This is a genomic window from Xanthomonas translucens pv. cerealis (assembly GCF_006838285.1).
Taxonomy (GTDB): Bacteria; Pseudomonadota; Gammaproteobacteria; order Xanthomonadales; family Xanthomonadaceae; genus Xanthomonas_A; species Xanthomonas_A cerealis.
The window spans coordinates 3,314,243-3,335,518 of sequence record NZ_CP038228.1 but is presented as its reverse complement, the minus strand read 5'-3'; the positions used below and the strand labels follow the sequence as shown (position 1 = coordinate 3,335,518).

22 protein-coding genes and 1 pseudogene are annotated in these 21,276 nt (G+C 68.9%); 8 read left to right on the top strand and 15 right to left on the bottom strand.

Annotated features, from left to right (window positions below; genetic code table 11):
* Positions 1-42: 42 nt before the first annotated feature.
* From E4A48_RS21215 to E4A48_RS14725, 12 genes and pseudogenes are all read right to left on the bottom strand, one after another.
* Positions 43-273 (bottom strand): Rieske 2Fe-2S domain-containing protein, encoded by a 231-nt coding sequence (locus E4A48_RS21215; RefSeq protein ID WP_237655147.1) that lies wholly within the window; start codon positions 271-273, stop codon positions 43-45.
* A 170-nt stretch (positions 274-443) separates the two neighbouring features.
* The gene (locus E4A48_RS14765; protein WP_235426563.1) at positions 444-1,598 is read right to left on the bottom strand and encodes a GGDEF domain-containing protein; all 1,155 of its coding nucleotides are present in this window, start codon (positions 1,596-1,598) and stop codon (positions 444-446) included.
* A 343-nt stretch (positions 1,599-1,941) separates the two neighbouring features.
* On the bottom strand, positions 1,942-2,070 hold the full coding sequence (locus E4A48_RS21210) for a hypothetical protein (RefSeq protein WP_260607960.1): 129 nt from the start codon (positions 2,068-2,070) through the stop codon (positions 1,942-1,944).
* Between the two features lie 97 nt (positions 2,071-2,167).
* Complete coding sequence (locus tag E4A48_RS21205; protein WP_260607959.1) at positions 2,168-2,428, bottom strand: hypothetical protein; 261 nt, start codon at positions 2,426-2,428, stop codon at positions 2,168-2,170.
* 83 nt (positions 2,429-2,511) lie between these two features.
* Positions 2,512-2,787 (bottom strand): ATP-grasp domain-containing protein, encoded by a 276-nt coding sequence (locus E4A48_RS21200; protein ID WP_142742677.1) that lies wholly within the window; start codon positions 2,785-2,787, stop codon positions 2,512-2,514.
* A 429-nt stretch (positions 2,788-3,216) separates the two neighbouring features.
* Positions 3,217-3,504: an MBL fold metallo-hydrolase gene (locus tag E4A48_RS21195; protein ID WP_235426757.1), complete on the bottom strand. Its 288-nt coding sequence runs from the start codon at positions 3,502-3,504 to the stop codon at positions 3,217-3,219.
* Positions 3,505-3,686: 182 nt separating this feature from the next.
* Positions 3,687-3,905: pseudogene (locus tag E4A48_RS21190) on the bottom strand (MBL fold metallo-hydrolase); the annotation flags it as partial.
* Complete coding sequence (locus E4A48_RS21185) at positions 3,815-5,137, bottom strand: 3-oxoacyl-[acyl-carrier-protein] synthase III C-terminal domain-containing protein (RefSeq protein WP_260607958.1); 1,323 nt, start codon at positions 5,135-5,137, stop codon at positions 3,815-3,817. The gene E4A48_RS21185 and the pseudogene E4A48_RS21190, both read right to left, overlap by 91 nt.
* Before the next feature lie 245 nt (positions 5,138-5,382).
* Positions 5,383-6,084, bottom strand: a complete 702-nt coding sequence (locus tag E4A48_RS14740) for a glycosyltransferase (protein ID WP_185910664.1) — start codon at positions 6,082-6,084, stop codon at positions 5,383-5,385.
* A 73-nt stretch (positions 6,085-6,157) separates the two neighbouring features.
* Complete coding sequence (locus E4A48_RS14735) at positions 6,158-7,153, bottom strand: aldo/keto reductase (RefSeq protein WP_142742675.1); 996 nt, start codon at positions 7,151-7,153, stop codon at positions 6,158-6,160.
* Between the two features lie 375 nt (positions 7,154-7,528).
* Entirely contained in the window at positions 7,529-8,098 is a 570-nt protein-coding gene (locus tag E4A48_RS14730; protein WP_142742674.1) for a flavodoxin family protein, read from the bottom strand.
* A gap of 127 nt (positions 8,099-8,225) precedes the next feature.
* Positions 8,226-9,137: a LysR family transcriptional regulator gene (locus E4A48_RS14725; RefSeq protein ID WP_039007999.1), complete on the bottom strand. Its 912-nt coding sequence runs from the start codon at positions 9,135-9,137 to the stop codon at positions 8,226-8,228.
* 179 nt (positions 9,138-9,316) lie between these two features.
* On the opposite strand from E4A48_RS14725, the gene E4A48_RS14720 reads away from it, so the two are divergent.
* The 4 genes from E4A48_RS14720 to E4A48_RS14705 all read left to right on the top strand — a co-directional run bounded on the left by E4A48_RS14720 (position 9,317) and on the right by E4A48_RS14705 (position 13,481).
* A complete protein-coding gene (locus tag E4A48_RS14720; RefSeq protein ID WP_142742673.1) occupies positions 9,317-10,123 on the top strand; it encodes a DODA-type extradiol aromatic ring-opening family dioxygenase in 807 nt (268 codons plus the stop codon).
* Between the two features lie 99 nt (positions 10,124-10,222).
* Complete coding sequence (locus E4A48_RS14715) at positions 10,223-11,467, top strand: putative DNA modification/repair radical SAM protein (protein WP_039007996.1); 1,245 nt, start codon at positions 10,223-10,225, stop codon at positions 11,465-11,467.
* A gap of 37 nt (positions 11,468-11,504) precedes the next feature.
* Positions 11,505-12,017 (top strand): hypothetical protein, encoded by a 513-nt coding sequence (locus E4A48_RS20605; RefSeq protein WP_185910663.1) that lies wholly within the window; start codon positions 11,505-11,507, stop codon positions 12,015-12,017.
* 15 nt (positions 12,018-12,032) lie between these two features.
* Positions 12,033-13,481 carry a UdgX family uracil-DNA binding protein gene (locus tag E4A48_RS14705; RefSeq protein ID WP_142742672.1) on the top strand — a complete coding sequence of 483 codons (1,449 nt, stop codon included), beginning with the start codon at positions 12,033-12,035 and terminating at the stop codon, positions 13,479-13,481.
* 63 nt (positions 13,482-13,544) lie between these two features.
* Here E4A48_RS14705 and E4A48_RS14700 read toward each other — a convergent pair whose 3' ends face one another.
* Complete coding sequence (locus E4A48_RS14700; protein ID WP_142742671.1) at positions 13,545-14,213, bottom strand: class I SAM-dependent methyltransferase; 669 nt, start codon at positions 14,211-14,213, stop codon at positions 13,545-13,547.
* Between the two features lie 253 nt (positions 14,214-14,466).
* Here E4A48_RS14700 and E4A48_RS14695 point away from each other — a divergent pair, with 253 nt between their 5' ends.
* The 3 genes from E4A48_RS14695 to E4A48_RS14685 all read left to right on the top strand — a co-directional run bounded on the left by E4A48_RS14695 (position 14,467) and on the right by E4A48_RS14685 (position 17,989).
* Positions 14,467-16,104, top strand: coding sequence for a Na+/H+ antiporter (locus tag E4A48_RS14695; RefSeq protein ID WP_039009317.1), 1,638 nt, complete (start codon positions 14,467-14,469; stop codon positions 16,102-16,104).
* A gap of 179 nt (positions 16,105-16,283) precedes the next feature.
* A complete protein-coding gene (locus E4A48_RS14690; protein ID WP_142742670.1) occupies positions 16,284-17,231 on the top strand; it encodes an ABC transporter ATP-binding protein in 948 nt (315 codons plus the stop codon).
* Positions 17,228-17,989: an ABC transporter permease gene (locus tag E4A48_RS14685; RefSeq protein WP_003465683.1), complete on the top strand. Its 762-nt coding sequence runs from the start codon at positions 17,228-17,230 to the stop codon at positions 17,987-17,989. Before E4A48_RS14690 ends, E4A48_RS14685 begins: the two co-directional genes overlap by 4 nt.
* Before the next feature lie 21 nt (positions 17,990-18,010).
* Here E4A48_RS14685 and E4A48_RS14680 read toward each other — a convergent pair whose 3' ends face one another.
* Positions 18,011-18,256 (bottom strand): DUF3297 family protein, encoded by a 246-nt coding sequence (locus E4A48_RS14680; RefSeq protein ID WP_003476154.1) that lies wholly within the window; start codon positions 18,254-18,256, stop codon positions 18,011-18,013.
* A 145-nt stretch (positions 18,257-18,401) separates the two neighbouring features.
* Between E4A48_RS14680 and E4A48_RS14675 the strand changes: the two genes are divergently transcribed.
* Complete coding sequence (locus E4A48_RS14675; RefSeq protein ID WP_003465679.1) at positions 18,402-18,947, top strand: DUF6630 family protein; 546 nt, start codon at positions 18,402-18,404, stop codon at positions 18,945-18,947.
* A gap of 57 nt (positions 18,948-19,004) precedes the next feature.
* On the opposite strand, the gene E4A48_RS14670 is transcribed toward E4A48_RS14675, so the two are convergent.
* Positions 19,005-21,095: a protease pro-enzyme activation domain-containing protein gene (locus tag E4A48_RS14670; protein WP_058196756.1), complete on the bottom strand. Its 2,091-nt coding sequence runs from the start codon at positions 21,093-21,095 to the stop codon at positions 19,005-19,007.
* Positions 21,096-21,276: the final 181 nt, after the last annotated feature.

The following is a 21,276-nucleotide window of genomic DNA, read 5'->3' as shown; positions in this document are numbered from 1 at the left end:
CAGCGGTGCGGGCTCGGCGTCGCCCTCGGGGTCCGGGCGCAGTCAGATCAGCCCGTCATGCTGGCGCGCGGCGAATGCGCGTACCCGCACCGCCGGCAGTGCCTGCCCGGGCGGCATGCCTGGAATGTCGCGCAGCGCGCCGTCGCGGCCGAAGCGCCAGCCATGGTAAGGACAGGCCAGGCCGTCGCCGCTGGCGCAGCCGGCCGACAGCGGCGCGTGCCGGTGCGGGCAACGGTCCTCCAGCGCGAGCAGGCTGCCGTCGGCGCAGCGCACGATGCCGCATGCCGGTCCATCACCGTCACTGCCAGCGGCCGCTGCCGCACTGCGTCGGCGCGGGCCACGGCGAACCGGTGTCGGTACAGCGAGGAATGCCAGGCGTTCATGGCCGCTAGCGTCGCATGCGCGGCAGGCGGATGTCCGGATGCGCGCTCGAACGCGACGCACTACGCGACGACTGTCCCCGTGACTCGGTTGCGTCCGCTGTGCTTGGCCGCATACAGCGCCTGGTCGGCGATGACGACCAGCTTCTGCCACTCGATCTGCGCCCGCGTCGAAATGCAGTAGCCGATGCTGACCGTGCAGACCAGCGCGGCGCTTGACGCAGCAGCGATGTCCTGGCGTTCGACCACGCGCCGCAAGCGGTCGGCGATGTCGCGCACCACCGATTCTTCGCCATGTGGGATCAGCACCATGAATTCCTCGCCGCCGACGCGGGCCAGAAAGTCCGGGCTGCGGATATGCCGCGCAAGCGTGTCGGCGATGGCGATCAGCACTTGGTCGCCGGCGGTATGGCCCAGGCGGTCGTTGATCGCCTTGAAATTGTCGACGTCGATCATCAGCACCGCGATCGGCGCGTTCCTGTCGCGCGCGTCCTGCGTGGCCGATTCGCCTTTTTCCCACATGATGCGGCGGTTGGCGACGCCGGTCAGCGAGTCCAGGGAGGCATGGCGAATCAGTTCCGCGTTCATTTTCCGGGCCAGCATCCACAGGAACCCGGGGGTGATGATCGAGGTCAGGACCATGCGCGAGAGCAGGCCGAATTTCGACGTCGGGTCGTAGCTGGTGTCCGCGAACGGATGGACCGTCCACCAGACGATGCGCAGCAGCAGCATCAAGCCCCACAGGAAGTGGAACGAGGCCGTGAATCGCGCCGCGGTGCGTATCGTCGCGTCCGCATGGCGCCACAAGGCCATGCCGGTGGCGACGGTCAACAAGCCGCGCAGGGTGCAGCCGAAAATCACCATGATCCTGAGATTCTCGCCTCCACTGTGCAAGCAATAGATCTCCGCCGCGCCGATCAGCGCGACCGTGACCAGGATCCAGGGCCGGATCAGCGGCCGCTGCAGATAGGCGTTCACCGCGCACAACTCCAGCACCGTGGCCGCATCGATCGTCAAGTTACCGATCAATCCCATGGCGGCGGCATGCGCCGGCAACGCCGCCGGCAGCACGAGTGCGGCAAAGCCCGCAGCGAATACGGCGTAGCTCAGGCCAAGCAGCAGCAATCCGCAGGTGTGCTGGGCTTTGCGACCGGTCAAATGAATGGCAAGGAACACCGCCGACGAAACCGCCGCCAGCAAGGCATTGACGATCAGCAAGGTGCCAGCGTGAGCCAGCTGTGTGATCGAATCCACAGGTCCCCCCGTCAGCGGCGGAAGCGATTTTTAGGAGCCGCCCAGTATAGGGCTGCGAGAATATGCGAGCCGCTCGTTTGCGGTGGTTTTGCCGTTGCAACCGTTTTCAGGTGCCGTGCACGATACGTCGCTGTTACTGTGCACGCCGGCTTGGTTTTGCAGGCGCGGCGCAGCTCGAAGGCAAGGGGCGATTCGGTTCATCTGGGTTCCTGGCGCTAACGTTCGTGCTGGCCGTGATATCGGCGGCGGGTACGCGGCCTTGAGTCCTGTGCCGTTGCGACCGTGGTGGCAACGGCATGCCGGTCGTTCATAACCGATAGCGGCGTATCAGCGGCACGCCGAGACGCTTGGTCAGCACGCCGAGCGCGGCGATCGGCTGGCGCCGGCGCAACGGCAGGTGACGCGCATCCACCGCGCTGTACTCGATCACCGGCATGCCGCCGCGCTGGCGCTTGAAGCTGGCTGCCGGCGCTCTGGTTCAGTCGGCGTCCGTACCGCAGCGCATGTTCTAAACCGCAGGCGGTGAGCGTGCGCTACAGCGCCAGCCGTTGCGGTTGCCGCAGGCCGTCGCCGACGATCGGCGCGGTCAGCGTCTGCTCCACACCGAACAGGCCGGTGATGCAGGCCAGCGCGCGCGGCAACAGGCGCGCGGCCTCCTCGGCGGCGTAGTCGGCATAAGTAATGCGCGGCGAGCACACCCAGGCGTTGCCCGCACGCTCCTCGTTCATCGTGACCGGCATCGACAGCGTGCCGGCTTGCAGCATGTCGATGCGCGCGTACAGGTTGCCGGCCACGTGCTGCGCATCGCGGCCGGCATGCAGGTCGGCGAAGCGCTACGCCTGAACGGCGTAGTCGCTGCCGGCCTCGGCGGCGCCGTTCATGGCGGCGGCAGGGCCTGGCCGTCCCATTCGGTATCGCGGGTGGAGGCGGCGCGCACGCTGCAGCGCTGCGCCAGCGCCAGCCGCGCATGGCTGCCCAGGTCGCACAGCGCGCCTGCCAGCGGGCGCCTGTCGCCGCGTGGGGCGAGCACATCGTCGGCGCGGGCGTAGTCCTCGCGCCATTGCCGAAGTCGGCCATGACGCAACGCCGCCGGCAGCGCGACACCGAGCATCAGCGGGCCGAGCATCGCCGCGCGCGTCGGCGCCGGGCGCACGATCGCGGCCGGGTCGCGGTGTGCGCACGCGCCTGCTGTCGGGCACGTCCACGTCGGCATCGATGGTGCGCGCCAAGTGCAGGAAATGCCATTTGCTGTGCAGCGCGCGCAGCGTGTCGAACGCGTCCACCAGCACGTCCAGCTGCGCCGGCAAGGCATGCCAGTAGCGGGCCAGATGGAATACTTCCTCGCAGGTCGGCAGCAGTAGCGCGATGCGCTGGCGCGCGACCAGCGCGTTGAGGTCGGCGATGTAGGCGGCCGGCGCGTAGCGTGCCGGGGCGATGGCTGGCGGCGACCGCGTGCGACCAGCCGGAAATGCGGCAGGCCACGCTGTCGGCCAGATGCACGCGCCAGCCCTGCGCAGCGAAGCGGCGCGCCAGGTCCAGCGCCACCGGCGCGCGTGCGCCGGTGATCAGGACGGCCGGTGCGCTAGCCATCGACGCTCGCGGCGGCAGCGGGCCGCCACTGCCGGCAATGCGAGGGCGCGATGCGCAGCGCGGGTTCGGCCAGGCGCAACGCGTGCAGCCGCGCCAGCGTGTCGCGGTAGACGCGGTGCTCGCCGAGCGGGTGGGTGACCAGCATCGGCGGCGGCGTGCTGTCGGCGATTGCGGCGCTGGACCAAGCCGCATCGGCGACCAGGAACACCGGCCCGTGCGCGTCCTCGAACCACAGCCCGTAGTGGCCGGGCGCGTGCCCAGGCAGCGGTACCAGCAGCACGCTGCCGTCGCCGAACAGGTCGCGCGGCGTGCCGAAGCCGCGCAGCGCCGCCGGTCCCGGGCAGGCAGTGCTTCGAACCGGTGTATGCGCGCACGGGTGCCGTGCAGCAAGGCCGGCAGGAAGCCTTCGCGCAACGCCGCCAGTCGCCCGCGCCGCTGCAGATCGTCCCAGGCCTGTTGCGCGCAGGCGATGCGCGCCTGCGCGAAATCGGCCACGCCGCCGATGTGGTCGCCATGGAAATGCGACAGCACGATCCAGTCGACCGCCAGCTGTTCGCGCAGCGATTGACCAGGCGCCAGATGCACCGGCGTCAGCACGCGGTACAGGCGCTCGGGTAACTGCGCGGTGGCATCGAGGAAGTGTTGCGAATAGCCGGTGTCGAACAGCAGGTTGCCGTGCACCGGATGCTGCAGTAACGCCGCCAGCGCCGGGAACCGGCAGGGCGCCAGCGTCGCGCCGCGTAGCCGAGTTCGCGCCGTGCGCGGCTGATGTCCAGCGTCTGCGAATAGCCGAGCACGCCGATGCCGTAGCGGCTCAGCCGCGGCTCCGGCTGCCCGCGCCGGCGCAAGGCGATCTGCTCGCCGAGCGTGGCCAGCGCCAGCGCCAGCGCCAGGGCCAGGGCCAGGCGACGCGGCACCGGCAGCAGGCGCACGCGCAGCTGCAGCGCTGCGAACAGCTGGGTGAGCAGGTCGCGCACCGCGATCGGCGTGCCGTTACTGATGTTGTAGGCGCGGCCGTCGCCGAGGTGTTCGGCGCGCAGCGCGGCCAGCGCCGCGGCCACCGCGCTCTCCACGCAGCACACGTCGATCATCGCGCGCCCGCCGCGCACGATGCGGCCGCTGGCGATGGCCTGGTGCAGCGCGCTGGGGATCGAGGCGGCCATCTGGTTGCCGCGTTCGCCGATCACGTTGACCAGCGTGTCCGGCGCCCGCCGCAGCGCGACCTGCAGATGCCACAGCGCCGTGGCGCTGGCCTGGTGCGGCACGATCCGCTGCAATTGCGCCAGCTCGACGCCGGCCTTGTGCAGCAGCCGCTGCAAGAGCCCGGGCAGCTTCGCCGCGGCGAGCCGGTAGTTGGCGCGGCCGTTCATTTCGAACAGCGAACCGGCGCGCAGCGCGTCGATGCCGTGTTCCAGGCGCAGGCGCGTGCCACCGGCGCGGACCCGGCAGTGTTCGATGCCTTCGGAATAGGTTTCCAGGTGCGCGGCCAGCAATTGCGAACCGCTGTCGCCGCTGTCCGCGCCCAGCACCAGCACCAGCGCCGCGGCGCCGTCGCCGAACAGCGGCGCGGTGTCCATGTCATCCCGGTTCAGGCCGACGCTGGCGATCTCGCTGCACACGATCAGCATCCTGCGGTAGCGGCCGGTGGCGATCGCGCAGGCGGCCAGGTCGAGCGCGGCGATGAAGCTCAGGCAGGTGGCGTTGATGTCGAACGCCGGCAGTCCGCTGCCCTGCAGGCCGAGCCGCGCATGCAGCAGTGCGGCGCTGCACGGGATCGCCTGCTCCATCAGGCAGCAGGCGGAGATCACGCAATCGACCTGGTCCGGTTCGAGTTGCGCCGCCGCCAGCGCCGCGCGCGCGGCGCGTTCGCCCAACAGCGAGGCCGGTTCGTCGGCGCCGGCGTAGTGGCGCATGCCGACCCCGGCAATGGCGCAGGGTCCAGCCGGCGGGCTTGACCCAACGCTGGTCGAAGCTGTCCGAGGTCACTTGCCGCGTCGGCAGCTAGTCGCCCGTGCCGAGGATGCGCACCGCGATGGGCGTGCTGAGGGCGACGGTCATTGCCAAAGCTCGGGCAAAGGAGACGCAGCGTACTGCCAGCGGATCGGCGCCGGCAACCGCGCCGTTGCGGCGCGTGCTGTCCGGGAATGAAGCGCGTGCGCTAGCGGCCGCGGCGCTGCCCGTACCAGAACCCCAACGCGTCGCGCGAGCGCAGCATGCCGCGGCCGCGGCGCAGCAACTGCAGCAGCAGGCCCAGGTGCTCGCGCTTGCTGAAGCTGCGCAGCTTGCGGTCGGAGGTATGCACCGGCTCGCGCAGGATCACGAAGCGCCCGCGCCGGGCCAGCGCGCGGCTCAGCGCCACGTCCTCGCCGGCGTAGTAGCGTTCGTCGAAGCCGGCGGCGGCGTCGAACGCGCTGCGCGTGCAGAACAGGAAGCAGCCCGGGGCGATGCCGGTGCGGCGGAACAGCCAGGCGAACACGGCTTGCGCCGCGCGTTCGTGCCAGGCGATGTCGCCGAGCAGGTGTACCTGCGCGCCGCCGCCGACCGCGCCGGTGTGCAGCGCGCGCAGGGCCGCGGCCAGCAGCGGCGTGTTGACGCGGGTGTCGGCATCGACGAACAGCAGGTAACGGCCACGGCTGGCGGCGGCGCCGGCATTGCGGGTGGCGGCGATATGCCGCAGTTGCACGTCCAGCACCTGCGCGCCGTGGCGGCGCGCGATCTGCGCGGTGTCGTCGCTGCAGGCGTCGGCGACGACGAGCGTCTCGTAGTCCAGCCGCAGGGCGTCGGCGGCGATATGCAGCGACGCCAGGGTGTCGCCGATCAGGGCGGCTTCGTCGTGGGCAGGGACGATGAACGAGATCACGCCCGGCATCATGCGACGCGGCGGCGACGCGGGCAAATCCGCCCGCGCCGCCGCGGCGACCGCGCAGCGCGGGTCAGCGCTGCAGCGCCGCCATCATTGCCGGCGGGTAGCGGGTGCCGGCGGCGGCGTCGGCCGGGAAGATCGCCTCGATCTGCGCGCGTTCGGCGGCGCTTAGTGTCACCTGCAGCGCGCCCAGGTTCTCTTCCAGGTAGGCCAGGCGCTTGGTGCCCGGGATCGGTACCAGGTCCTCGCCCTGCGCCAGCACCCAGGCCAGCGCCAGTTGGCCCGGCGTCACGCCCTTGGCCTGGGCCAGGGTGCGCACCTGTTCCACCAGCTGCAGGTTGCGCGCGAAGTTCTCGCCCTGGAAGCGCGGCGAGTGGCGGCGGTAGTCGTCGGCCTCGAAGTCCTCCGGCGAGCGGATCGCCCCGGTCAGGAAACCGCGGCCCAGTGGCGAGTACGGCACGAAGCCGATGCCCAGCTCGCGCACCGTGGCGAACACCCCGTCGCTCTCCGGGTCGCGCGACCACAGCGAGTATTCGCTCTGCACCGCGGTGATCGGGTGCACCGCATGCGCGCGGCGGATGGTCGCGGCGGCGGCCTCGGACAGGCCGAGGAAGCGCACCTTGCCCTGTTCGACCAGCCGCGCCATCGCGCCGACGGTGTCCTCGATCGGCACGTTCGGGTCCACCCGGTGCTGGTAGTACAGATCGATGTGGTCCACCCCCAGGCGTTGCAGGCTGGCTTCGCAGGCGGATTGCACATACTGCGGGCGGCCGTCGACGCCGCGCACGGCCGGATCGTTCGGATCCAGCTTGATGCCAAATTTGGTGGCCAGCACGACCTGCTCGCGGCGCCCGGCCAGGGCCTTGCCGACCAGCACTTCGTTGGTGTGCGGGCCGTACATGTCGGCGGTGTCGATCAGGGTGACGCCGTGGTCCAGCGCGGCATGGATCACCGCGATCGCGGCGGCATCGTCGCTGCGGCCGCCGTAGAACGCGCTCATGCCCATGCAGCCGAGGCCGAGGGCGGACACGCGGGGGCCGTTGCGGCCGAGGGTGCGGGTTTGCATCGGGAAGCTCCTGTCGGGAGGTTGGAAAAAAGGTGGCAGACACCTGCGGTGCAGCGTGGCGTCGCCTGGCTATGGAGGATGCGAATGCGGTGCGGCGCAGCGTTAGCGCGATCGCGCAGGATCCTCGTCCGATCCTGCGACCGTGCCGTGCCGCCGTGCCGCCGTGCCGCCGTGCCGCCGTGCCGGGTGCAGGCGCCGACCATGCCACGGCGTGCGTTCGCGCACAGTCAGTGCCGTGTTCGGCCGCGACCATCTGCGCGTGGCGAACGCGGCGGCGCAGCAGCGGCCGCGTCCGTTTGTGTTCGGCGCCGGCACCGGTCGCGCAAAACGCGCAACCGGCGTCGCCAGCATGGCGGTGGCGACGCCGTGCGCGGCTCAGCCTTTCAGCCTGGCCGCGTATTCGGCTACGCGCTTGCCGAGCAGCCTGGCGGTTTCCAGGTCGCCGGCGCGCGGCGCTTCTTCCGGCGAGGCGTCCGACGGCGAGATCGCCAGCGCGCCGCCGGAGCCGGCGGTCCAGTTCACGTCGGCCGGGCCGTGCGCCTTGGTGTTGGCCGGCAGCAGGCCGGTGCCGACCCAGACCTGGCCGTGCTGCTGCGACAGGGTCCAGAAGTATTCGATGGTGGAGAACTTGTCGCCGTTGATCGAAGCCGAGTTGGTGAAACCGGCGGCCACCTTGTCCTTCCACGCTTGCGTGAACCACGGCTTGGAGCTGGCGTCGGCGAACTTCTTGAACTGCCAGGCCGGGCCGCCCATGTAGGTGGGGCTGCCGTAGACGATCGCATCGGCCTGGCCGATGGCCTCCCAGGCGCTCTCCGGCAGGTTGCCGTCCTCATCGATACGGTACAGCGTGGCGGCGCCGACGCTGGCGGCGCCGGCGTGCACCGCCTCGGCCTGCTTGACGGTGTGGCCGTAGCCGCTGAAATAGACGATGGCGATCTTGCTCATGGGCGAACTCCTGGAAGGAAGAGGGATGAAGCGCGGGCATTGTGCGCATGCGCCGCCGCTGCGATCAGCGCCAGGCGCAGGATGTTGTGTCCGAGCGGTGGCCGCGGCGAACTGCGCCTGCCGCGGATCAGGGCGCCGCGGCGCCGTGCATCTCGCGTTCGATGCCGACCTCGACCAAGTAGTCGATGAAGCTGCGCACCTTCGGCGCCAGGTGGCTGCGGCTGGCATAGACCGCATAGACGCCGATCGGGGCGAGCTGGTGGTCGGGCAGCACCCGCACCAGGCGCCCGTCCTCCAGTTCCTTCTGCGCGATGAAATCCGGCTGCAGGACGATGCCCATGCCGGCGATGGCGGCCTCGCGCAATACGTCGCCGCTGTTGGCGCGCAGCCCGCCGCGCACCCGCACCCGGGTCTCGCCGTCGGGACCCTGCAGGGGGAGCTCGTCGCCGATCGGCGAATAGCTGTAGGTCAGGAATTCGTGGCCGGCGATGTCGGCGGCCAGGCGCGGCGTGCCGGCGCGTTCCAGGTAGGCCGGCGCGGCGCACAGATAGGCCTGCACCTGGCCGAGTTTGCGTGCGATCAGGGTGGGGGTGACCTGGCCGGTGATGCGGATCGCCATGTCGTAGCCTTCTTCGACGATGTCCACCATGCGATCGGATAGCGACACGTCCAGCGCGACCTGCGGATAGCGCGCCCGGTAGCCGGCCAGCCGCGGCCCCAGCCGGGCGATGCTGAAGCTGAAGGGCGCGTTGATGCGCAGGGTGCCGGACGGGGTCAGCGCCTGCTCCCCCACCGCCGCCTCCATGTCGTCGAACTCGGCCAGCAGCACCTGGCAACGCTGGTAATACGCGGTGCCGACGCTGCTCGGGCTGACCCGGCGGGTGGTGCGGTTGAGCAGGCGCAGGCCCAGCCGCTTCTCCAGCCAGGCCACCTGCCTGGTGACGCTGGCGGTGGACATGCCCAGCGCCTCGGCGGCGCTGTTGAAGCCGTTGCGGTCGACCACGGTGACGAACACGCGCATCGCTTCCAGCGTATCCATTGTTGCCGTTCCTGAAATAGATATCCGGTGGCAGGGTAATTTATCTCCCCAGGCGTGGGGAATACCCTGTGGATCTGCTGCCATAGCGCTGCGAACGTCGCCATGCATGCCGGCGCCCCCCGTTGGCGGCAAGGTCGCGGCCGGCGGACGCAGCGCCGCATCCTTCTGGAGAATCCTTCATGTCCCGTCTGCCCTCGCTGTACATCTCGCACGGTTCGCCGATGACCGCGCTGGATCCGGGCCTGGTCGGCGTGCGCCTGGCAGACCTGGCGGCGGCGCTGCCGCGTCCGCGCGCGATCGTGGTGGCGTCGGCGCACTGGCTGGGGCAGCGGCCGTTGGTCGGCGCCGCGGCGCAGCCGCAGACCATCCACGATTTCGGCGGCTTCCCGCGCGCGCTGCACGAGATGCAGTACCCGGCGCCGGGCGCGCCGGCGCTGGCGCGCGAGGTCGCCGAACGGCTCGAATGCGCCGGCCTGCAGCCCTATGTGGACGAGCGGCGCGGCCTGGACCATGGCGTGTGGGTGCCGTTGTCGCTGCTGTACCCGCAGGCCGACATCCCGGTCGTGCCGCTGTCGATCCAGCCGGAACTCGGACCCGCGCACCAGCTGGCGATGGGCCGCGCGCTGGCGCCGCTGCGCGACGACGGCGTGCTGCTGATCGGCTCGGGCAGCATCACCCACAACCTGCACGACGTCGGCCGCTATGCCGAGGGCAAGGACGCGCCGTATGTACGCCCGTTCATCGACTGGGTGGAGCAGGCGCTGCGGCGCGAAGACCTGCCGGCCTTGCTCGACTACCGCCGCCAGGCGCCGTTCGCCGAGCGCGCGCATCCCACCGACGAGCACTGGCTGCCGATCTACTTCGCGATGGGCGGGGCCGGCGCGGAGGGTCTGGGCGCGCAGCGCATCGATGCCGGCATCGATGCCGGGCTGCTGGCGATGGACCTGTATCGGTTCGACGGCGGGGCGCAGCACGCCGTGGCCTGAGCAAGCCGGGCCGGCGACCGGCTGAGTCGTTCATCGCAGTGAAGGCGGTGACGCACTGCCGTCTCACAGACTGAGACGGCAACCGGGCATCGTCTCGGAGTGAATACCCTCGAAAAGCTCGCCGTGCTCGCCGACGCGGCCAAATACGACGCCTCCTGCGCTTCCAGCGGCGCGGACCAGCGCCATTCGTTGCGCAGTGGCGGCATCGGCAGCACCGAGGGCATGGGCATCTGCCATTCGTACACGCCCGATGGCCGCTGCGTGTCGCTGCTGAAGATCCTGCTGACCAACTTCTGCGTGTTCGATTGCGCGTACTGCGTCAACCGCGTGTCCAGCAACGTGCGCCGCGCGCGCTTCACCCCGGCCGAGGTGGTCAAGCTCACCCTGGATTTCTACAAGCGCAACTACATCGAAGGCCTGTTCCTGTCCAGCGGCATCATCCGCAACAGCGACTACACGATGGAGCAACTGGTGGAGGTGGCGCGGCAGCTGCGCGAGGAGCATCGCTTCGCCGGCTACATCCATCTCAAGACCATTCCCGATGCGGCGCCGGACCTGCTGGCCGCGGCCGGCCGCTACGCCGACCGGCTCAGCATCAATGTCGAGCTGCCGACCGAACAGGGCCTGGCCCAGCTGGCGCCGGAGAAGAGCGTCGGCGGCATCCGCGCGGCGATGGGCGAGCTGCGCTGGCGCATCGAGGAAAGCAAGGAGGCGCGCAAGGCCGAGCGCAAGCTCAGCGCCAAGCCACCGCGTTTCGCGCCGGCCGGGCAGAGCACGCAGATGATCGTCGGCGCGGATGGGGCCGACGACCGCGCGATCCTGCGCACCAGCCATAATCTCTACGGCAATTACCGGCTGCGGCGGGTCTATTACTCCGCGTTCAGTCCGATTCCCGATGCGTCCTCGAAGCTGCCGTTGCAGGCGCCGCCGTTGCAGCGCGAGCATCGTTTGTACCAGGCCGATTGGCTGCTGCGGTTCTACGATTTCTCGGTGGAGGAGATCGCGCCGGAGGCGGCCAGCGGCATGCTCGATCTGGATGTGGATCCCAAGCTTGCCTGGGCATTGCGGCATCCGGAGCGGTTTCCGGTGGATGTGAATACGGCGGCGCGGGAGATGTTGTTGCGGGTGCCGGGCCTGGGGACGCGCAATGTGGAGCGGTTGTTGTTGGCGCGGCGGCATGCGCGGTTGCGGGTCGAGGATCTGGCGCGGTTGCGGATGCCGATGAAGAAGGTGCTGCCGTTCGTCAGTGTGGTGGATCATCATCCGCGGCGGCGCCTGGACGATACGCAGCGGTTGCGTGCGCAGTTGGCGCCGGCGCCGCGGCAGGGTGGGTTGTTTGATTGACTCTGTGCTGTGGGGCTGTAGTGGCTGGGCTGTTGCGATGATTGCTGCAATTGCAACTGCAACTGCAACTGCAACTGCAACCGCAGCCGCAACTGCAACTGCAGAAGCTGAAGCTGAAGCAAGATCAAGAGCTTTCGCGCCGGTCGGCGCGAGTCACTTTTGTCTTGGCAAAAGTAACCAAAACCGCTCCCGCCCGACACGAGCCGGTGCGATACAGCCGCACCGGTGCCCTGCGCTCCTCGCGACGAGCGGCACGGCGCCCAAACTCGCTTCGCTCAAACAAGGGCGCCTCTTCGGCCGCTCGCCGCTGCGGTGCTCGGCTCGCTTTAAGGCGGGAAGGTTTAAAAGCAAGATCACCAGCAGCAACAACAACAGCAACAGCAACAGCAACAGCAACAGCAACAGCAACAGCAACAGCAACAGCAACAGCAACAGTAACGGCAACAGTAACGGCAACAGCAACAGCAACAGTAACGGCAACAGTAACGGCAACAGCGGCTATCGTTGTGGTGATGGTGGCGCTGGTGTCGTGTGGGTGCAGGTGGGGTGATGCTAGGGTTGAAGTGTGTTTCGGGCTGAGGTGGTGCCGCCATGGTGTCTGGAGGCGTGGCGGGCGGCGGCGCGGGCGGCGTGGTGTGCGCAGGTGGCGCCGGAGTCGCTGGTCTGGGAAGGGGGTGCGCAGGGCGGGTTGCTGGCCGGGACCGATGTGGCGGCGTTGCCGGCGACGGTGGCGGCGCCGCGGGTTTCCGCCGAATTTCTGGCCTTGGCCGGGGCGGTGTTGTGCCATCGCGATCCGCAGCGGCATGCCGTGCTGTATCGGTTGTTGTGGCGGATCGCATCGGGCGAGCGGGCGCTGTTGCAGCGGGTCACCGATGCCGATGTGCATCGGGCGCAGCAGTGGGCGCAGGCGGTGCGCCGCGATAGCCACAAGATGAAGGCGTTCGTGCGCTTTCGCGAGGTGCCTGGTGAGGAGGAGACGTTTGTGGCCTGGTTCGAGCCGGAACATTGCATCGTCGATCGCGTCGCGCCGTTCTTCGCGCGCCGTTTCGCCGGCATGCGTTGGGCGATCCTGACCCCGTACCGCAGTGTGCGCTGGGATGGCGCGGCGCTGCAGTTCGGCGCCGGCGCGCAGCGCGCCGATGCGCCGGCCGACGATGCGCAGGATGCGTTGTGGCGCACCTACTACGCCAACATCTTCAATCCGGCGCGGCTCAATCCGGACATGATGCGCCAGGAGATGCCGCAGAAATACTGGAAGAACCTGCCGGAAACGCAGTTGCTGCCGGGCCTGATCCGCGAGGCTGGGCAGCGCGTGCGCGAGATGGCCGAGCGTGCGCCGGCGCCGGTGCGCCGGCGCATTCCCGCAGCGCCGCCGCCGGCCGTGGTCGCAACCGACGGCAGCCTCGGGGCGCTGCGCGCGGCGGCGCTTGAGTGCCGGCGCTGTCCGCTGTGGCAACCGGCCACGCAGACGGTGTTCGGCGAGGGGCCGCACGACGCGGCGCTGATGGTGGTGGGCGAGCAGCCCGGCGACGAGGAAGACCTGAGCGGGCGGCCGTTCGTCGGTCCGGCCGGGCGCCTGTTCGATCGCGCGCTGCACGAACTCGGCATCGCCCGCGCCGGGCTGTACGTGACCAATGCGGTCAAGCATTTCCGCTTCGAGCAGCGCGGCAAGGCGCGGCTGCATCGCAATCCCGACCGGGCCCATGTCGAGGCATGCCGCTTCTGGCTGGCTGGCGAGCTGGCGCGGGTACGGCCGCGCGTGGTGCTGTGCCTGGGCGCTACCGCGGCGCGCGCGGTGCTCGGCAACGACTTTGCGTTGATGGCGCAGCGCGGGCAGTGGCAGACGCTGGCCGACGGCAGCCGCGCGCTGGCCACGGTGCATCCGTCGTGGGTACTGCGCCAGCGCGGCGGCGATGCCGGCGAGGCGGCCTATCGCGGGTTCGTGGACGACCTGCGCGAGCTGGCCCAGGCCACGCACATCCCGCGCAGCGCGGATGCGCGACCTGGCCGCTGATCGCGGCGCCGCGCCTGACGCTCTGCGAACCGATGCGTCACGCGGCGCCGGGCTGCCGCTGGCTCACAGGCGCTGCAGCACATAGCTGTTCTCGAAGCCATGCGCGCAGCCCAGCACATGGAAACCGTTGAAGTAGCCGGTGGCGCGGAGCAGATCGACCGCCGGGCCGACTTCCGGCGAGTACTTGTGGTCGCCGTAATCGTCGAACACCACGAACCCGCCGCTGATCACGCTGGGTCCGTACAGCAGGAAATCGAGCAACACGTTGCGTCCGGTGTGGCCGCCGTCGATATGCAGCAAGGCCACTTCCGGCTTCATGTTGTAGAAGTGCTGGGCGCAGAACTCCGAGTAGCCACGGATGAACTGCGCATTGGGCAGCAGCAGCTCGCGATAGTGGTTGAATTCCTCGAACTGGTTCGGCAAGGCGAACGGATCCAGGCCGATCACCCGGCGCTGGCGATTGCTGAGCTCGTTCATCAGCACCAGCGATTTGCCCTTCCACACACCGATCTCCACCAGGTCGCCGGGAATTCCCTCCAGCAGCATGCACAGATAGCCCAACAGCCGCACATGATCGTGGAACGACAGTTCGCGCCGCGGCATCGCCTGGTCGGGCGGCAGGCTCGCCTGGGCCTGCTCGAAATGCTGGCCGATCAGGTTCCAGACCTGGGTGACGTTGTCGCTTACCGCCGGGTCGTCGAGGAAGCGGTTGAGTTCTTGGATAGTAAGCATGGAGTCTCCGACGGCGGCGGCACGCTGGGTTCGGTCTGCGCACAGATCGGTTCGATGGTAACGCGTGCTGCGGCGCGGTGCCGGGTCGCGCAAGTCTCGCCGCCACGGCGGAGCAGCGTCTGCGCCGTGGCGTGCCGGCGCATGAATACCGTGCGGACATGCCACTGGACATCGCGCCTGCGGTGCGCTTTGCTTGCCGCTTCCCCCATTCATGGTGCGGTGCCGGCGGCGCGGCGCCGCCGTCCGGACGAGCATGCATTCGATCGAAGTGGTGTTGGCGATGTTGCTGGCGGTGGTGGCCAGCGGCTATCTGGTCCGCGTATTGCCGTTTTCGCTGCCGTTGCCGCTGGTGCAGATCGGCCTGGGCGCGGTCATCGCCGGGGTGTTCAAGAAGGGCTACGCGCTGGAGCCGGAGCTGTTCTTCCTGCTGTTCCTGCCGCCGCTGCTGTTCCTGGACGGCTGGCGCATCCCCAAGCAGGGCCTGTTCCGCGACAAGGGCGCCATCCTGGAACTGGCGCTGGGCCTGGTGGTGTTCACCGTGGTCGGCGCCGGCTTCCTGATCCACTGGATGATCCCGGCGATGCCGCTGGCGGTGGCGTTCGCGCTGGCCGCAGTGGTGTCGCCGACCGATCCGATCGCGGTGTCCTCGATCGCGGCACGGGCGCCGATCCCGAAGCGGCTGATGCACATCCTGGAGGGCGAATCGCTGCTCAACGACGCATCCGGCCTGGTCTGCTTCCAGTTCGCGGTGGCCGCCGCGATGACCGGCACGTTCTCGCTGGCCGCCGCCTCGCTGACCTTCCTGTGGGTGGCGCTGGTCGGCGTCGCCGCCGGCATCGGCGTGACCCTGGGCGCGAGCCTGGCGCAGCGCTGGATCTGGCGCCAGGTCGGCGAGGAGCCGGGCGCGGCGATCCTGGTCAACCTGCTGCTGCCGTTCGCCGCTTACCTGCTGGCCGAGGCGATCAACGCCTCCGGCATCCTTGCCGCGGTCGCCGCCGGCATCAGCATGAGCTACGTGGAGCTGAGCGGCCGCGCCCCTGGCAGCATGCGCGTGCAGCGCTCGGCGGTGTGGGACATGGTCCAGTTCACCCTCAACGGCATCATGTTCGTGCTGCTCGGCGAGCAGTTGCCGGGGATCGTGCAGGGCGCGGTGCACAACATCGACGAGGCCGGGCACCTCAATCCGTGGTGGCTGCTGTGCTACGCGCTGGCGATCTACCTCGGCCTGCTGCTGCTGCGCTTCGTCTGGGTGTGGCTGTCGCTGCGCTGGAATCTGCTCAAGGCGCGGCGCCGTGGCGAGGAACGGCGCAGTCCGCCGTCGCGGATCATCGTGGCCACCTCGCTGGCCGGCGTGCGCGGCGCCATCACCCTGGCCGGCGTGCTGACCCTGCCGCTGGCGCTGCCGACCGGCGCCGCGTTCCCGGCGCGCGACCTGGTGATCTTCCTGGCCAGCGCGGTGATCGTCACCTCGCTGCTGGTCGCCAGCGTGGCGCTGCCGCGGCTGCTGCGCGGCCTTGAACTGCCGGAGGAACCCAGCGACCGCCTCGAGGAAGACCTGGCGCGGCGCGAATCCTCGCGCGCGGCGCTGGTGGCGGTGGAGAAGCTGCGCCAGCGGCTGGTGCATGACAGCGAACACGCCGATCTCTACAACGAGGCGGCGATCCGGGTCAGCGCCCTGTACCAGCGCCACCTCGACCACGGCGAGGCGATGGAGAGCGATCCGGAAGAGGCGCGGCGGCTGGACGACGTGCTGCGCCAGCTGCGTCACGCCGGCCTGCAGGCCGAACGCCAGGAACTGTTCAAGCTGACCCGCCAGCGCAAGATTTCCGACGAGATCGCGCGCCGGCTGATCCGTAATCTGGATTTGCTGGAGGCTAGGCGAAAGAGTTGATCGGGACCGGGGACCCGGAGATGCGCTTGATCTGGTAGCGTGTCTGCGCAGACGCAACGCATGGTTTGGCGCTGTAGCCGCAACAAACACTTTACTGCTGCTAGGCTCCCTGGCCCCTGGCCCCTGGCCCCTGGCCCCTGGCCCCTGGCCCCCGGTCCCGACTCCCGCCCAGGCCTCCCGTGTCCCCCATCATCTCCATCCAGCAGCTCACCAAGACCTACGCTGGCGGCTTCCAGGCGCTGAAGGGCATCGACCTGGACATCCAGCGCGGCGAGATCTTCGCCTTGCTCGGTTCCAACGGCGCCGGCAAGACCACGCTGATCAGCGTGGTTTGCGGCCTGGTCAATCCCAGCTCTGGCACGGTGCTGGCCGACGGCCATGACATCGTGCGCGACTACCGCGCCGCGCGCGCCAGGATCGGGCTGGTGCCGCAGGAACTGGCCACCGATGCGTTCGAGACGGTATGGGCGACACTGCGCTTCAGCCGCGGCCTGTTCGGCAAGCCGAAAAATCCGGCCTACCTGGAGCAGGTGCTGCGCGAGCTGTCGCTGTGGGACAAGCGCGACAACAAGATCTCCACCCTGTCCGGCGGCATGAAGCGACGCGTGCTGATCGCCAAGGCGCTGGCGCACGAGCCGAGCATCCTGTTCCTGGACGAACCCACTGCCGGCGTGGATGTGGAGCTGCGCCACGACATGTGGCAGATGGTGCGGCGCCTGCGCGAGCAGGGCACCACCATCATCCTGACCACGCACTACATCGAGGAGGCCGAGGACATGGCCGACCGGGTCGGGGTGATCAACCGCGGCGAGCTGGTGCTGGTGGAGGACAAGCGCACGCTGATGCGCAAGCTCGGCAGGAAGCAGCTGGCGCTGACCCTGCAGGCGCCGCTGCCGGCGTTGCCCGCGGCACTGGCGGCGCAGCCGCTGGAACTGTCCGCCGACGGCACCGTGCTGACCTATACCTACGACGTGCAAGCCGAACAGACCGGCATCGGCAGCCTGCTGCGGCAACTTGAGGAACAGGGCGTGGAGATCAAGGACCTGCATTCCAGCGAAAGCTCGCTGGAGGAGATCTTCGTCAACCTGGTGCGCCCGGCCGTCGCCGGCGCGCAGGTGCGCGCATGAACCTGCATGCGATCGCCGCGATCTACCGTTTCGAGATGGCGCGCACTTTCCGCACGCTCACCCAGTCGATCGCCTCACCGGTGCTGTCGACCTCGCTGTACTTCGTGGTGTTCGGCGCGGCGATCGGCTCGCGCATGGGCGCCATCGACGGGATCAGCTATGGCGCCTACATCATCCCCGGGTTGGTGATGCTGTCGCTGCTCAACGAGAGCGTTTCCAACGCCTCGTTCGGCATCTACATGCCGCGCTGGGCCGGCACCATCTACGAGGTGCTGTCGGCGCCGGTGGCGTGGTGGGAGGTGGTGATCGGTTATGTCGGCGCGGCGGCGAGCAAGTCGGTGCTGCTGGGCCTGCTGATCCTGCTCACCGCGCGCGCGTTCGTGCCGTACGAGATCGCCCATCCGCTGTGGATGTTCGGCTTCCTGGTGCTGACCGCGCTGACCTTCAGCCTGTTCGGTTTCATCATCGGCATCTGGGCCGACGGCTTCGAGAAGCTGCAGGTGATCCCGCTGATGGTGGTGACCCCGCTGACCTTCCTCGGCGGCAGCTTCTACTCGATCAGCATGCTGCCGCCGCTGTGGCAGAAGATCAGCTGGTTCAACCCGGTGGTGTACCTGGTCAGCGGCTTCCGCTGGGCGTTCTTCGGCAAGGCCGACGTGCACATCGCGGTCAGCGCGGGCATGACCGGGGTGTTCCTGGCGTTGTGCCTGAGCGTGGTCTGGGCGATCTTCCGCAGCGGCTACCGGCTCAAGTCCTGAGCCGGCGGCCGCGGGCGGCGCTCAGGCGGTTTTTTCCAGGTAGTACGCCTCGACCTGGCCGTTGATCTTCATCGTCATCGGATTGCCGCGGCGGTCGCGCGCCTTGCCGACCTGCACGCGGATCCAGCCTTCGCTGACCGAATACTCCTCCACGTTGTCGCGCTCCACGCCGTTGAAGCGGATGCCGACGCCGCGCGCCAGCGCCTGCGCATCGTGAAACGGGCTCTGCGGGCTGATCGCCAGGTGATCGGGAGGGGTATCGGGCATCGTCGTGGGTTCGCTTGGCGGCGGGTGGCGCCGTCTTCCGGGGGCGAAGGATAAACGTCTGCGGCGCCGCTGCCGAGTGTCGCCGCGCTTCCGTCGCCGCGCCCGGCGCGTCACACTGCGCATTCCGCAGCACAGATCCGCCACCATGCCCGACAACAGCGCCGACTACGAAGACCCCGACGACCTCAGCGGCGACGCGGACGACGACGATCCGGATACCCAGCAGGGGCTGATCTGGAACCTGCTGCTGCTGATCAATCCCGGCGACGACGAAACCGCGCTGCGCCAGTTCAACGCCTATCGCGAGGTGGCGGGCGAAGTGGAGAGCGACGGCGACGGCTGGCTGTGGACACTGAAGGACGCCATCGACTGGACCTCCGGCTTCTACGTGGACGGCGGCGATACCGTAGCGCTGATCGGTGCGATCGACGAACTGGCCGCGCGCTGGAACCTGCGCATCGACTGGGGCGGCGACCTCGACGACGAGGACTTCCTCGGCGCCCACGACACCGCCTCGCTGCTGGCGGTCGCCTACGACCGCCTGCGCGAGTACGGCTACAGCATCTGGTGCTGGGACACCGGCGGTGACGGCCGCGCCGGCTGGATGGCGCTCAGCCGCGACGACGAGGACATGCAGCGGCTGGCGGCGATCCTGGGCATCGACCTGCGTCCGGGCAGCGATCCGTTCTAGGCGCCGCGTGCGCCGTGCCGGTCCGGGCCGCGCACGGCCCGGACGGCGGCCTGAGCGCTAGCTCTTCTTCGCGGTCTTGACGATCACCGGCGAACTCTGCGTCGCCCCGCCCTTGTTCAGTGCGATGACCAGGAACGCGTAGTAGGTGTTCGGCTTGAGGTCCTTGAACGTGTAGCGCGTGCCGCGGGTGAGCGCGTAGCCGCTCACCTCGCCGCTGGCGTAGTCTTCCGCGATCAGCTCGTACCCGGTCGCGTTGTCCGCCGTGCTCCATTCCAGCGTGCTCGTCGTCGTGGTCGGGCTGGCGTGCACGCCGCGCGCCTGGTTCGGCGGTGGCGTGCTGCTGTCGTGCGCAGTGAGCAGCGAGTCGATCAGCAGCCAGGAAGACAGCATCGAACCCAGCCCGGTCACGTTGTCGTAGCCCTTGCCGGCAGAGAAGCCGGCGACGCCGCCGAACAGGTTGGCGTTGCCATTGCTGCCCTTGAGCACGTCTTTGGTATCGAGCGAGACGGCACCGTCGATATCGCCGTAAAGGAACGGATTGGCGAAGCCGATCCGCCCCAGTCCCGCGTACTGGTGCGCCTGGTCGGCAATGGACATGAAGCTGGCCCAGATCGGCGCCGAGACGCTGGTGCCGCCCATGTTGATCCAGCCACCTTCCAGTTCGGAATAGACTGCGACCGGCGTGCTGAGGCTGGCCACGGCGGCCACGTCCGGGAAATTGCGTTGCGTGGACGAGCCGTGGTTGGGCGCGGCGATCGACGTCTGCTTGCCCTGGGCGTCGGCGATCAGCTGGTAGTCCGGGATCGGCCAGTAGGCACTGATGCCACCGCCTGTGGCGCCTTCGCCCTTGCCGAGCAGGTTCCAGGTTTCTTCGTTCAGGTAGCTGCCGTTCTGCCGGGTGAACAGCGCGGTGCCGCCGACCGAGGTGACCAACGGCTGGGTGCCGGGATCCTCGCCGTGCAGGCCGCTGCCGGTGCGTCCGTAGGCGCCCTGGTCGCCGGAACTGACATAGACCCCCTGGCCTTGCGCGACCATCTGCGTCAGCACCTGGCCTTCCGCGGCGAGCGCCGCATTGCCCAGGATTTCCTCGTCCACCCCGTAGGAAATGCTCACCGTCTGCGCGGTATTGTCGTCGGCGATGGCGCCCAGTGCCGCCAGCAGCGCCACCGGATACGGATCGTCGCCTTCTTCGTAGACCTGGATCTGCTGCAATTGCGGATTCACCGCGATCGCCATGTCGATGTCCAGCGCCGCCTCGCCAGCGACGCCTGTATCGTTGACCGCACCGGCATAGCCGTTGACGTTGCGCACCTTCACCGGCACGTTCGGCAGTCCGAACTTCCTGACGTAGGTGGCGATATCGCTGCTCAGGAAGCCGCCTTGTTCGAACAGCGCAAGGGTCTCCTGCTTGCCCGGTGCCAGTTGCGCGGGAATGGCATAGGCCGTGCGGATGTCCTGCGGACTCAGGCCGCCGTTGGGGCCGTGGCCGGCGGATTCGGTCGCCGCATGCGCATTGCCACTGGTGTGATCGTCGGCCATCGCCGCAGGCCTCACCGGCGCGCGGATGGCCAGCGGCGCGAAGCGGACGGCGTCGTTGAGTCCGACGATGCCGCCGACGTGGCTGGCGATCTCGCGGGGCAATTGCGGTTGCCGATCGGCCGAAAAGAAGGTCTTGCCGTCGCTGGCCTGGTAGCGCCCGAAGTTCACCCCGAGATGGTGGGCGAAGGTGCTGGCGGGCGCCTTCAAGGTGATCAGCGAGCCGGCGCCGCCGATGCTCTTGACCTGCATTCCATGCGCCTGGGCGAAGGCCTTGACCGCGTCGATGTCGCTCTGCCGCGTGCCGAAGCGCGCCGCGAATTCGCTCGGGGTCAGGTAGTGCCCATACAGCGGATCGCCCGGTCGCGAGACGTGCATCGCGTAGTCGTAGGCACCGGCACCGTCCTTCAACGGCAGGGTCATCACCACACTGATCGGCGCACTTGCCGTCAGCGCGCCGAGTTGCTTGGCGCTTTGCAGCTGTGCCGGGAGATGGGCGATCTCCGGCGTCGCGGTCTGGCCGCTCTGCGCGGCGCTGATCGCAGGCGTGGACAGCCCGGCCAGGCAGGCCAGGTGCAGGGGGAGGCAGCGAAGCAGGGAGGCATCTTTCATGCAGGCGGACCTTCGATAGGGAGCTGCGAAACGACCACGCCGGAACGACATGCACAGGCACGCCGCAACGCTGGCGTGCCAGGATGCGAAACCATTAAAAATGTGCGATTCAAGTAGTGAGAGCCTCAGCAGAGGCTCGCTCGAATCATAACGCTGTCGTTGGATGGCCTGTAGACAAATG